The organism is Rhizobium tibeticum (assembly GCF_900110205.1).
Lineage (GTDB): Bacteria > Pseudomonadota > Alphaproteobacteria > Rhizobiales > Rhizobiaceae > Rhizobium > Rhizobium tibeticum.
Map to the genome: position 1 here is coordinate 252,283 of NZ_FOCV01000002.1, position 11,996 is coordinate 264,278.

Below are 11,996 nucleotides of genomic sequence, written 5' to 3' on the forward strand. Positions count from 1 at the left end.
GCCTTCGATGGCCACAGAAAACAAGGAACAGAGACGCCGCGATACCCTCACTGCCTTCGTTCGGGCGGAGGCAAAGGCGTTGGGTTTCGACCTCTGTCGCGTCACGCGACCGGACGCCATCCCGCAGGCCAAGGAGCGGCTTGGCGAGTTCATCGACGCCGGGCGGCATGGAACGATGGAGTGGATGGCGCAAACCCGCGACAGGCGCGGCGATCCGCGCACTCTCTGGAGCGATGTCCGCTCGATCGTCGTCTTCGGCCTCAATTATGGGCCAGAGGACGATCCCCGCGAGATTCTGGCAAAGTCCGACAAGGCTGCGATCTCGGTCTACGCGCGCAATCGCGACTATCACGATGTCATCAAGGGGCGATTGAAGGAGATCGCGACGCGCTTTGCAGCGCGCGCCGGCGCAGACGTGAAGGTCTTTGTCGACACAGCCCCGGTGATGGAGAAGCCCTTGGCGGCCGCGGCCGGCCTCGGCTGGCAGGGCAAGCACACGAACCTCGTAAGCCGCGAGCACGGCTCCTGGCTTTTCCTCGGTTCCATGTTCACGACCGCGGACCTGAACACGGACGCGCCAGAGATAGATCACTGCGGCTCCTGCCGCGCCTGTCTCGATATCTGTCCGACCAATGCCTTTCCCGGTCCCTACCAGATCGACGCGCGACGCTGCATCTCCTACCTCACGATAGAACACAAGGGACCGATCGATCCGGCGTTGCGGCCACCGATTGGCAATCGAATCTATGGTTGCGACGATTGCCTTGCCGCCTGCCCATGGAACAAATTTGCCCATGAGGCTTCCGAAATGAAGCTGCAGGCCCGAGAGGACTTGAAGGAGCCATCAATCGAGGACCTGCTCAGCCTCGACGACGCCGGCTTCCGCGCCTTCTTCAGCGGCTCGCCGGTCAAGCGCATTGGCCGCGATCGGTTCATCCGGAATGTGCTCATCGCCGCCGGCAATTCGGGCGATCGCCGATTTGTCGACCGATGTCGGGCACTGTCGCGGGATGCCTCCCCCGTCGTGCGTGGCATGGCGGTTTGGGCGCTCTCGCGCCTTCTCGAGGCTGGAGAATTTTCTGCCTTTGCGGCACAAAGGGCGGATGAGTCGGACAGCGATGTCCTGGACGAGTGGCGCTTGGCGGGAGCAGTTTGATGCATGTGATGATTTTCGGCTGCGGCTATTCGGGCACGGCAATCGCCAAGGCTTTCATGGCAGACGGCGTGCGCGTCTCAGGTACGACACGCTCGAACGACAAGGCAGCTGCCCTGCGTGGCCAGGGGATCGACGCTTTCGTTTTCGACGGCGAGGTACTGGACAAGGAATTGAGCAAGGCAATGCAGGACGCGACCCACCTCGTCCAATCCATTGCGCCGCGGGAGAATGGCGATCCGCTGATCAAGCTGGCGGGCGATCGCTTGCGGGAGATGATGCCCAAGCTTCAGTGGATCGGCTACCTCTCGACGGTGGGCGTCTACGGAGATCACAAGGGCGGTTGGGTAACCGAAGAAACGTCGTGCACGCCAGTTTCCGGACGGTCGAAGGAGCGACTGGAAGCGGAAGACAGCTGGATGGCGATCGGCGCTGAGGGCCACATCCCGGCGGCAGTTCTCCGCCTATCCGGCATCTATGGCCCGGGCCGCAATGCCTTTTGCAATCTGAAACGCGGCACGGCCCGACGGCTGATCAAGAAGGATCAGGTCTTCAACCGGATCCGGGTGGAGGATATCGGGGCGGCCACGCGGTTTCTCGCCGAGCGCGGGCTCGGCGGCATATATAACGTGACGGACGACCTGCCCGGCCCGCCACAGGACGTCATTGTCGAGGCCGCACGCCTGATGGGCGTTGCGCCGCCGCCGGAGCAGCCTTTCGAGACGGCTGAACTGACGCCGATGGCGCGGTCCTTCTACGGCGAGAACAAACGGGTCTCGAACGCCAAGCTGAAGGCAGCGGGCTTTACGTTCGCCTTCCCGATCTATCCCGCCTCGCTCGCGCAGCTGATGCAGAGCAACAGCTGGCGCGGCTAGCTGACGCTTCATGCGGATATGCCAAGGGCCGGCTCGGCCTTTGCCTGGGCGAGCGGCGGGAATGCCAGTGCTATCGCCGCTGCCCCCAGCCCGACCAGCGCGGATCCGATGAAAAGCCAAGAGTAGTTGGCGAACGTGTCGAAGATCCAGCCACCGATCAGAGGGCCAAAGGCCGTGCCGAGGCTGGAGAGCATCGTGGCTGCGCCAAACACAGTACCGACGATGCGCGGCCCGAAATATTCCCGAGCAAGCACGGCATAAAGCGGCATCACGCCGCCATAGGCGCTGCCGAAGATAATCGCGAGGACGTAGAATTCGCCGAGCCGGCTGACGAAGAGGTAGGTTGCCAGCGCGATCGCCTGGACGACCAGGCCGGCGACGAGGACGGGCTTCACCCCGATCCTGTCGGCAAGCCCACCATAGAGAAGTCGGCCGCCGAGCCCCGCAAGCCCCTCGACGCTGTAGATACTGACGGCGGCCATCGGTGCTATGCCGCAGATCGTGGCATAGCTGACCATGTGGAAGATCGGGCCGGAATGCGCCGCGCAGCAGGCGAAGAACGTCAGGCCGAGCACAATGAATTGCGGCGACCGGAACACCCGCAAGAGTGACGGTTGCTCGCCGCTCGCGGTAGCGGTGGCTGCGCCGTCGCCGGCTGCCGCCGGCGGACGCCGAACGAGCAGGGCTGCCGGTATCAGCAGGACCCAGGCAGCAATACCGATCAGCAGCATCGCGGTTCGCCAATCGTAGGCGGAAATGAGCCAGCGCGCGAAGGGCGAGATCGTCATCGGCGCGACACCCATGCCGGCAGATACCAATGAGACGGCAAGGCTGCGGTTCTCCTCGAACCAACCTGTCGTGGTCGCGATCATCGGTGCAAAGAACGTGCTGGCGGCAAACCCCACCAGAATGCCGTAGGTCAGCTGAAATTGCAGAAGGGACTCGGCGCGGCTCGCCAACACAAGCGCCAGCCCGAGGCCGCCGGCGCCGATCAGAACGACAACGCGCGGACCAAAGCGATCGCTTGCGGTGCCCCAGAGAAAGCCACCAATCCCCATAACAATGAAATTGAGCGTCATCGCCGTCGCGATGCCCGCGTGTGACCATCCGGTCTCGATTGCGATGGGCTCCTGGAAGATCGCCAGTGAGAACATCGCGCCAAGCGCAACGCAGGTCATCAATGCCCCCGCAGCAACAATAATCCAACGATAGGATATGCTCAACTTCGCAGCCTCCCTGCCCAAATGGAACGAGGCGCGCACCACAGCTACCGCTTTGCGCGCTCGCAAGGTAAAGACGTTTGATTATCCGTGTTTTCGACAACGCCCATCGCATTTTAGATGATGCTGCAGCGGTGAGCGTCGGTTTACGCATCACGATCTGCCAGGGAGAGCGGCGGCAGAATTTACTTCCTATGGTTGTTCACTTGGGGCCGCAAACGGTTCTGTGAAGGGTAGAAAATTCCTACCTCGCTTGCACGGCGCACATAATCTTGCACCGACTTATGGTTAACGGCCCCTGAATTTGCTCAAATGAGGCATTAATTATGGCAATCGCGCAAAATTATTTTCGTTAATTTTGTGATCATGGGTTGCGTGGATTTGCTCTGGCAAAAATCGTTCGAATTTTACTTGATTTCATTATCTTTTTTCCCATGTTCTTGATTTTCTGCGGCTCCATGTCGCGCATCTAGTCCTCACAAATATTACACTTTGTAATATTCCGTGATAAATGGAGGCACTTTTTCGCCACACTTGGCCGGATTCAACCCTCCCACCGCCCACAAGGCGCGAGTTCAACAGTTGAGGGGACAATCCGTTTTGAAGAAAATTTGCCGTTCTGTTATCGCAGCAGCAACGATTGCAGCCTGTTCTACCATCCTTCCCGTTGAAGGATTTGCTGCAAATGGTTGCGGTGGCGCATCATGGTACGCACTTCGCTCCAAAACCGCTTCCGGGGAACGTATGAACCCGACCGTCAATACTGCAGCACATCGTTCACTGGCATTTGGCACGAAGCTGAAAGTGACCAACCGCAAAAACGGACGCAGTGTCGTCGTCCGCGTCAACGATCGTGGCCCATTCATTCGTGGCCGCGTCCTCGATCTCTCCCGCGCCGCCGCCCAGAACATTGGTATGGTCAGCAGCGGCACTGCGAAGGTCTGCTACGAGGTCATAGGCTAAAACATCGGTCGGCCCGACGCCGTCGCTTGCTCTTGCCGCCAATCGCGAGTAGGACGCGATTGAAGACTTGTGTACAATCTGCTGCGTCTGTTGCGCTTCCTGCAGATTGTTCACAAGCCTGGAATTTTGACCCGAGGCCACTAGGAGCTGTGTGAATGCGTTTGGGCGGACGGCTCGAAGGGGCGATTTCGGTTCTTGCAGATATCGATGCCCGCAGACGGCCTGTCGCCGATGCATTGAAGGACTGGGGCCTCGCCCATCGGTTTGCCGGATCCGGGGATCGCGCGGCGATCGGCAATATTGTCTATGATGCGCTTCGTATGCGCCTCTCGCACGCCTGGCTGATGGACGATGACAGTGCATCCGCGATCGCCTATGCGGTGATGTTCCGGCAGTGGAGCTTCACGCCGGAAACCCTCGCCGCGGAACTTACGGACGACAAGTTCGCACCCAGCCCGCTTTCGGAAGCGGCGCTATCCGCCTTCAACAACCGCCTGCTGGCCGATGCCCCCGCTCATGTTCAGGGCGATATTCCCGAATGGGTCCAGTCCTCCTTTGAAAGCGCCTTCGGCGATCACTGGCTCGCCGAGGCGCAGGCGCTTGCCGGGCGTCCCACGCTCGATTTGCGCGCCAACATCCTGAAAGCCACCCGCGACAAGACGGTCAAGGCGCTCGAAAGAGCCGGCGCGCAGGAGGCGACGATCGCGCGGTACGGCATCCGGATCCCCGCCGGCGAAGGCGCCTCCCGGCTTCCAAACGTGACCGCCGAGCTTTCGTTCCAAAAAGGCTGGTTCGAAGTGCAGGACGAGGGATCGCAGATCGTTGCCGATCTCGTGCTTCCCAAAGACGGCGAACAGGTTCTCGACTATTGCGCGGGGGGCGGCGGCAAGACGCTCGCCATGTCGGCGGCCATGCACAACAAGGGCCAGGTCCACGCCTACGATGCGGATCGCAAGCGGCTTGCCCCGATCATCGAACGGCTGAGGCGCGCGGGAACGCGGAATGTCCAAGTGCATGACGACGCCAAGGCGCTGAAGGGCCTCAGCGAGCGCTGCGACAAGGTGCTTGTCGACGCGCCTTGCACCGGAACCGGCACATGGCGGCGGCGACCCGATACCAAATGGCGTTTGACCGCCAAGAATCTCGACGAGCGCACTGCCCAACAAAAAGACGCTCTCAAACAGGCCAGCGCCTTTGTCCGCCCGGGCGGCGAGCTGATCTATGTGACCTGCTCGGTGCTGCCGCAGGAGAACGAGGACCAGGTTCGGCGGTTCACTGCCGAAAATGGCGACTACGATATCGTCAGCGCCCTGCCGGCGTGGGACGGCTTGTTCGGAAAGGACAGACCACGTCCCCGCTCGTCCGACGACAAGACCATCACCCTCACGCCCGCCTCCACGGATACGGACGGTTTCTTTTTCTGCCGCATGCAGCGTAAGGCCTGACCCTCACTTCAGCCGCTCGGCGATGGTGGCGAATACACTTAAAATCATTCCAAACTAGAGTGTTTGACACCAGTTTGCTTTTGGGCGAAGAGATTTTTCGTCGGACCTCAGACGGAATGTCCGCACAGGAGAGGATCATGAAACTCAACAAGAATTTCTGCGCAGCCGTGGCGCTGGCGGTAGCCCCAACCGCCCTGCTCGCCATTCCCGCCTATGCGGCACCGGATGCTGCTGCAGTCGTCAAGCATTACGCCGAAGTTGCGCATGCGAAGTACGAAGACTCGCTGGCGACGGCCAAGGCCCTCGACGCTGCCATCGACGCCATGCTTGAGAATCCGACAGACGAAACGCTGAAGGCCGCTCGCGCCGCCTGGATCAAGGCCCGCGTGCCCTATCAGCAGACGGAAGTCTATCGTTTCGGCAACCCGATCGTTGACGACTGGGAAGGCAAGGTTAACGCCTGGCCACTCGATGAAGGCCTGATCGATTATGTCGACGCCTCCTACGGTACCGATAGCGACGAAAACTCGCTGTACGTCGCCAATGTCATTGCCAACAAGACCATCAAAATCGACGGCAAGGATGTCGACGCGTCCAAGCTGACCCCTGAGTTCCTGTCCGGCACGCTGGCAGAAGCCGGCGGCGTCGAAGCCAACGTCGCAACGGGCTACCACGCCATCGAGTTCCTTCTCTGGGGCCAGGATCTGAACGGAACCGGCCCCGGTGCCGGCAACCGCCCTGCCACCGACTACGACCTCAAGAATTGCACGCACGGCAATTGCGATCGCCGCGCCGAATATCTGAAGTCCGCCTCGACGCTGCTCGTTTCCGACCTTCAGGAAATGACCAACAATTGGGCTGCGGACGGCGAAGCCACCAAGCATGTGGAAGCCGATCCGAAGGCTGGCCTCGTTGCGATCCTGACCGGCATGGGTTCGCTCTCCTACGGTGAGCTGGCCGGCGAGCGCATGAAGCTCGGCCTGCTGCTGCATGATCCGGAAGAAGAGCACGATTGCTTCTCCGACAACACCTACAACTCGCACCTTAACGACGCGATCGGCATCGCCGCCGCTTACACGGGCGATTACACCCGCGTAGACGGCACGAAGATGGCCGGTCCGTCGATGCATGATCTTGTCGCAGCCAAGGACAAGAAGCTCGACAGGGAAATGCAGGCCAAGCTGAAGAAGACGCTCGACGCAATGCAGGTCATGGCCAAGCGTGGTCAGAACGTCGAGAAGTACGACCAGATGATTGGCGAAGGCAACAAGAAGGGCAACGCTGTCGTTCAGGCGGCTATCGATGGGCTCGTCGACCAGACAAAGTCGGTGCAGCGCGTTATTGCCGCACTCGATCTCGGCACGGTGAAGCTTGAAGGTTCCGACAGCTTGGATAATCCTAGCGCGGTCTTCCAATAAGTGAAAAGGCGGGCCGCTTCGTGTGGCGGAGCGGCCCGAACTCCGAAAATGCCTCCCATACCGGCTCGTCGTCTTCTCGGTAGCGTAGCATTTTGCGCCGCGATCGCCGGATTTTCCGTCGCTCTGGCGTCTGGTTTCGATCTCCCGACAAAGCGAGCCGACCTTTCCGACGCAGATATGAAACGCGTCGCCGATGTGACGCGACCGACCAACGATTTCTCCAAGGCCGAACAATACGAAGCGATGCAGGCAGGCGGTGCCACATCGATCGATCCGATCACCCAGGATTCCTTCTCGCATATCTCTGCGACGATCCCCTTCGAGGACGAGCAGCCGTTCCGCCTCGGGAACGCGCTCTTCAAGAAGCTCTGGGTCTCCGCGCCGTCCTCGACGCAGGCTTCGGATGGCCTAGGGCCGCTCTTCAATGCCCGCTCCTGCATGAGCTGTCACCTGAACGACGGTCGCGGAAAGCCGCCGGAGGGCGGCGTCAGCGCTACCTCGATGGTCCTGCGCCTATCGCGCCCGGCGGCAACGCCCGAGGAGCAGCGCGCGATTACCGAGGCCAAGATCGTCAACTTCCCCGATCCTATCTATGGCCACCAGCTGCAGGATCTCGCGGTGCCCGGCCTTCCCTCCGAAGGGAAGATGGCGATCCGTTATACCGAGGAACCTGTAGCGTTTGGCGACGGCGAGACGGTCTTGCTGCGTCGGCCGACCTATGAGGTGACCGACCTTGGTTACGGACCGCTTGACCCGGCCACGACGCTCTCGCCACGCGTTGCGCCGGCAATGATCGGGCTGGGCCTGATCGAGGCTATTGCCGAGGCGGATGTCCTCGCGCATGCCGATCCGGACGATGCGAACGGCGACGGCATCCATGGCAAGGCGGCGATCGTGCGCGACCACCGGACGGGCAAGGTTGCGCTCGGGCGCTTCGGCTGGAAGGCCCAGAATGCAAGCGTGCGCGATCAGAGCGCCGATGCTTTTTCCAACGATATTGGCATTTCGAACCCCGACCGGCCTGACCCGCACGGCGATTGCACAAAAGCCGAAGCCAAGTGCCAGGAGATGCCAACGGGCGTACAGAAGCGCCTAGGCAGGGAGGAGGCTCCCGGTCCGATCCTCGATCTCGTCACTTTCTATTCGGCAAACCTTGCGGTCCCCGCACGGCGTCAGGCGAGCTTTCCGGTAACCCTGCAGGGCAAGAGGATCTTTTACGAAAGCGGCTGCATTTCCTGCCACGTGCCGAAGTTCGTCACGCGCCGCGACAGCCTCGACAAGGCCCAGTCATTCCAACTGATCTGGCCCTATTCCGACTTCCTGCTGCATGACATGGGCGAGGGTCTTGCGGACGGACAACAAGTCGGGAGCGCTAGCGGACGTGAATGGCGCACGCCACCGCTATGGGGTATAGGTCTCACCCAGACTGTCAGCCGGCACAGCTTTTTCCTCCATGACGGCCGCGCCAGAAATCTCACCGAAGCGATTCTCTGGCATGGCGGCGAGGCGCAAAGGGCGCGTGACGCGTTTACATCCCTGCCCAAGGATGACCGGCAGGCATTGATTACATTCCTGGAGTCCCTTTGATGCGCCTTTGGCAACCTCTTCTCCTCTCCCTTGCCCTTGTTTCTTCCGCTGCCGCCCAGACCTCTGCACCGCAGGCCGGCCTGAACGAGGAAGCGGTACCCGCAGTCATGCAGCGGGCAGTCGATGAGGTGATCCGCCCCGGCTACCGCAACGCCCAGCAATCGGCAGCGCGCCTGACGACGGCGATGAAGGACCTCTGCGATGACGCTACGCAGCAGACGCTGGACAAGGCGAAGTCGGCCTTCGATGATACGATCCGATATTGGTCGGTCATTGAGATCGTTCAGACCGGACCAGTTATCCAAGACAATCTCTTCGAGCACATCCTGTTCTATCCTGATCGCAAGGGCGTCGGCCTTAAGCAGGTTCAGGCTCTGATCGCCAAGGCCGATCCGAAGGACGCAACGGTCGACGCGATCGCCGGCAAAAGCGTGGCGCTACAGGGGCTGACTGCGCTTGAGTACGTGCTCCACGGCACCGGCTCCGAAGACCTGACGAAGCAGAAGAACAGCTTCCGATGCCTCTATGGCGCGGCGGTTGCCGGCAACATCCAGCGCGAGGCCGGCGAAGTCATCGCGGCCTGGGAAAAGCCCGACGGCGTGCAGGCAAGCTGGAAGCATCCCGGCCCGCAAAGCGAAGACTTCATGGATAACAAGGAGGCCGTGACCGCCCTGCTTGGTATTCTTGTTCACGGCGCGGAAACCGTCCGCGATCAGCGGCTCGAGCAATTCTATAAGGGCAAGGACAACACGCCGCGTCCACGCATGGCGATCTACTGGCGCTCCAACAACACTTGGAAGTCGATGACGGCCAACCTAGAGGGACTGCGGACGCTCTGGCAAAAGGCCGGGATGGCCGAGTTGCTGCCTGCGGACAAAAAGCCGATCGCCGACGCGATCGATGCCAGCTTCAAGTCGCTGCTCGACACCGTGCCGAAACTCAACCCCGATATCGAGGTTGCAACAAGCACCGCGGAAAGGGCAAAGCTCGATGCCCTTCTTGTCAGCACGCGCGAACTGATCACCAAGATCAGCGATGACTACGGCGCCGCGATCGGCCTGTCGGCTGGCTTCTCCTTCTCGGACGGCGATTGAAGCCATGTGGAACAGTTCGGCGATCGACCGGCGCAGTTTCGTCAAGGCTGCCGGACTGACATTCCTGGCCCCGCTCCAGCCGCGAGCGCTCATGGCACTGGACCGTGCGGACGCGGTCTATGCATCGGGCATGCGGACGGCAAACGGATCCTACGCCGTTGCCACGGTCTCTGAGCGCGGTGAAATTGTTGACCAAGTCACGCTTCCGGCGCGCGCCCATGGCATGGCCTGCAGCCAAGTGACGGGAATGACTGTCGCGTTTGCCCGTCGTCCCGGCACCTATGCGATGATCTTCAACCCTCGCGGCAAAAAGGAACCGATCATCATAACGGCCGCCGAAGGTCGTCACTTCTATGGCCATGGCGCCTTCTCGCCTGATGGCCGGCTGCTCTATGCCAGCGAGAACGCCTTCGACACCAATCGCGGCGTGATCGGCCTTTACGATGCGACCAGCCGTTTTGAGCGCATCGGCGAGTTCGAGACCTACGGCGTCGGTCCGCATGACATGACGGTATCCGACGACGGGCGAATGCTGATCGTTGCCAATGGCGGGATCGAAACGCATCCGGATTTCGGCCGCAGGAAGCTCAACCTCTCCAGCATGCAGCCGTCTGTAACGCTGATCGATGCTGCAACGGGGATACTGATCGAGAAACACTCTCTGCCATCGCAGTGGGCGCAACTCTCTACCCGACACGTCGATGTCGATGCGAACGGCCGCATCTGGTTTGCCTGCCAATATGAAGGACACCGCAACGACCTGCCGCCGCTCGTCGGCTCCTTTGCGAAAGGAGAAGACCTGCGCTTCGTCGAACTGCCGGAAGAGACGACACGCCGGCTTGCCAACTATGTCGGTGCGATCGCAATCAATCGAGCACAAGGGCTGGTCGGCGTCACCTCACCCAAACGCGGAGCCTCGGTGACGATCGATGCGAAGAGCGGCCGGGTGCTTCGTGAGGACGTCGTGCCTGATGCGGCAGGAATTGCAGCGGCCAAGGACGGCTTCGCCGTGTCGTCCTATGAAGGCGGATTCTTATCAACGAAGAGCGATGTTGCCTGGGACCAGCACATCGTGCGCATTGCGGCCGTCTGAATTGTGCGCAAAAGATCGCTAGCGATCTGGTTGGAGGGTATGGCTGCACTATCTCCGCCGGATGAGCAAAGCCCTTACCTACGTCGTCTTCGTCGCCATCGCGCTAGGCGGGGGTCTGGCTATCGGCGTCAATAATCTGCCTGGGGAATGGTATCAATCTCTTGCCAAACCGGCATTCAATCCACCTGACTGGATCTTCGCGCCCGTCTGGTTCGCTCTCTACGTGCTGATTGGTATTGCCGGGGCGCGGACGTGGCTGCGCGGGCATCTTTCCATCGGCATGCTCATCTGGGCCTGGCAGATGGTGCTCAATTTTCTGTGGTCGCCGTTCTTCTTCGGCTTGCGGATGCTGTCGGCGTCGCTGGTCGTCATCGTCCTGTTGCTGGGGCTGACCCTTGCCTTTGCCGTAAACCGCTGGAACTCGGACCGCATTTCCGCGCTGCTCTTCGTTCCCTATGCCGTCTGGGTCGGTTTCGCGACGCTGCTCAACGCCTCGATCGTCTATCTGAACTGAAGCATAGCCTGCCAACGCGACGCGGTTGAACCGCTATTGATCGGCGAGAAAGTCGAGCAACCGTCGTTCGAGAACGGCGGCGGCGGCTGGATCGTAGGCCGCGAGCGACCGGTCAGAAAAGAGATGCGAGTCCCCCGGATAGAGGAAAAGCCTGACGTCAGCCGATTCGTCAACGAGCGCCTGAGCTGACTCAATATCACCGTCTCCGACGAAGAATGGGTCGGCATCCATCGCATGAATCTGCGCCGGCAGCCCCTCCGGCCAGCCCGAACCGAATTCCGAACGTGGCAAGCAGGCGTGAAGAAAAATCGCGCCTCGCGCGCCGGAACGCGTTTGGGCCAGATACTGCGCCGGCAGCACACCCAGGGAAAGACCGACATAGACGAGCTCGGTCATAAGCCCATCCACTGCGCGTGCTCCTCGTTGGACAATTTCCCCGAAGCCGATCTCCTGAGCATGCTGCACACCCTGCGCCAAGGTGTCGAACGTCCGACCGGCAAAAAGGTCGGGCGTATGAACGACGTGTCCGCCGGCTCGCAGGTCTGCGGCAAGGGCAACGACACCTTGCGTCAAACCCTGTGCATGATGAAAAAGCACGACTTCCGCCATCGCTAGCCTCCCGATTGTTTCAAGT

General features: G+C 60.9%; 11 protein-coding genes. 9 read left to right on the forward strand and 2 right to left on the reverse strand.

Annotated features, from left to right (window positions below):
- Positions 1 to 7 precede the first annotated feature (7 nt).
- Both queG and BSG20_RS03185 read left to right on the forward strand, forming a co-directional pair.
- The gene (gene queG, locus BSG20_RS03180) at positions 8 to 1,156 is read left to right on the forward strand and encodes a tRNA epoxyqueuosine(34) reductase QueG (RefSeq protein WP_072371690.1); all 1,149 of its coding nucleotides are present in this window, start codon (positions 8 to 10) and stop codon (positions 1,154 to 1,156) included.
- Complete coding sequence (locus BSG20_RS03185) at positions 1,156 to 2,028, forward strand: SDR family oxidoreductase (RefSeq protein ID WP_072371693.1); 873 nt, start codon at positions 1,156 to 1,158, stop codon at positions 2,026 to 2,028. Before queG ends, BSG20_RS03185 begins: the two co-directional genes overlap by 1 nt.
- Positions 2,029 to 2,036: 8 nt before the next feature.
- On the opposite strand, the gene BSG20_RS03190 is transcribed toward BSG20_RS03185, so the two are convergent.
- Positions 2,037 to 3,251: an MFS transporter gene (locus BSG20_RS03190; protein WP_072371695.1), complete on the reverse strand. Its 1,215-nt coding sequence runs from the start codon at positions 3,249 to 3,251 to the stop codon at positions 2,037 to 2,039.
- A gap of 597 nt (positions 3,252 to 3,848) precedes the next feature.
- On the opposite strand from BSG20_RS03190, the gene BSG20_RS03195 reads away from it, so the two are divergent.
- The 7 genes from BSG20_RS03195 to BSG20_RS03225 all read left to right on the forward strand — a co-directional run bounded on the left by BSG20_RS03195 (position 3,849) and on the right by BSG20_RS03225 (position 11,362).
- Positions 3,849 to 4,211 carry a septal ring lytic transglycosylase RlpA family protein gene (locus BSG20_RS03195; protein WP_072371698.1) on the forward strand — a complete coding sequence of 121 codons (363 nt, stop codon included), beginning with the start codon at positions 3,849 to 3,851 and terminating at the stop codon, positions 4,209 to 4,211.
- 155 nt (positions 4,212 to 4,366) lie between these two features.
- Positions 4,367 to 5,656 (forward strand): RsmB/NOP family class I SAM-dependent RNA methyltransferase, encoded by a 1,290-nt coding sequence (locus BSG20_RS03200; RefSeq protein ID WP_072371701.1) that lies wholly within the window; start codon positions 4,367 to 4,369, stop codon positions 5,654 to 5,656.
- A gap of 137 nt (positions 5,657 to 5,793) precedes the next feature.
- Positions 5,794 to 7,074 (forward strand): imelysin family protein, encoded by a 1,281-nt coding sequence (locus BSG20_RS03205; RefSeq protein ID WP_072371704.1) that lies wholly within the window; start codon positions 5,794 to 5,796, stop codon positions 7,072 to 7,074.
- Positions 7,075 to 7,122: 48 nt separating this feature from the next.
- Positions 7,123 to 8,661, forward strand: a complete 1,539-nt coding sequence (locus tag BSG20_RS03210; RefSeq protein ID WP_072371707.1) for a di-heme oxidoreductase family protein — start codon at positions 7,123 to 7,125, stop codon at positions 8,659 to 8,661.
- Complete coding sequence (locus tag BSG20_RS03215; protein WP_072371710.1) at positions 8,661 to 9,755, forward strand: imelysin family protein; 1,095 nt, start codon at positions 8,661 to 8,663, stop codon at positions 9,753 to 9,755. The genes BSG20_RS03210 and BSG20_RS03215 overlap by 1 nt, the downstream gene beginning before the upstream one ends.
- 4 nt (positions 9,756 to 9,759) lie before the next feature.
- Positions 9,760 to 10,848 (forward strand): DUF1513 domain-containing protein, encoded by a 1,089-nt coding sequence (locus BSG20_RS03220; protein ID WP_072371712.1) that lies wholly within the window; start codon positions 9,760 to 9,762, stop codon positions 10,846 to 10,848.
- Positions 10,849 to 10,909: 61 nt separating this feature from the next.
- The gene (locus BSG20_RS03225) at positions 10,910 to 11,362 is read left to right on the forward strand and encodes a TspO/MBR family protein (protein WP_072371715.1); all 453 of its coding nucleotides are present in this window, start codon (positions 10,910 to 10,912) and stop codon (positions 11,360 to 11,362) included.
- 33 nt (positions 11,363 to 11,395) lie between these two features.
- Here BSG20_RS03225 and BSG20_RS03230 read toward each other — a convergent pair whose 3' ends face one another.
- Entirely contained in the window at positions 11,396 to 11,971 is a 576-nt protein-coding gene (locus BSG20_RS03230) for a dienelactone hydrolase family protein (RefSeq protein WP_072371718.1), read from the reverse strand.
- Positions 11,972 to 11,996: the final 25 nt, after the last annotated feature.

Coding starts and splice junctions, on each gene's coding strand:
- queG (WP_072371690.1), top strand. CDS start 8: ATGGCCACAGAAAACAAGGAACAGAGACGCCGCGATACCCTCACTGCC.
- BSG20_RS03185 (WP_072371693.1), top strand. CDS start 1,156: ATGCATGTGATGATTTTCGGCTGCGGCTATTCGGGCACGGCAATCGCC.
- BSG20_RS03200 (WP_072371701.1), top strand. CDS start 4,367: ATGCGTTTGGGCGGACGGCTCGAAGGGGCGATTTCGGTTCTTGCAGAT.
- BSG20_RS03205 (WP_072371704.1), top strand. CDS start 5,794: ATGAAACTCAACAAGAATTTCTGCGCAGCCGTGGCGCTGGCGGTAGCC.
- BSG20_RS03210 (WP_072371707.1), top strand. CDS start 7,123: ATGCCTCCCATACCGGCTCGTCGTCTTCTCGGTAGCGTAGCATTTTGC.
- BSG20_RS03215 (WP_072371710.1), top strand. CDS start 8,661: ATGCGCCTTTGGCAACCTCTTCTCCTCTCCCTTGCCCTTGTTTCTTCC.
- BSG20_RS03220 (WP_072371712.1), top strand. CDS start 9,760: ATGTGGAACAGTTCGGCGATCGACCGGCGCAGTTTCGTCAAGGCTGCC.
- BSG20_RS03225 (WP_072371715.1), top strand. CDS start 10,910: ATGAGCAAAGCCCTTACCTACGTCGTCTTCGTCGCCATCGCGCTAGGC.
- BSG20_RS03230 (WP_072371718.1), bottom strand. CDS start 11,971: ATGGCGGAAGTCGTGCTTTTTCATCATGCACAGGGTTTGACGCAAGGT.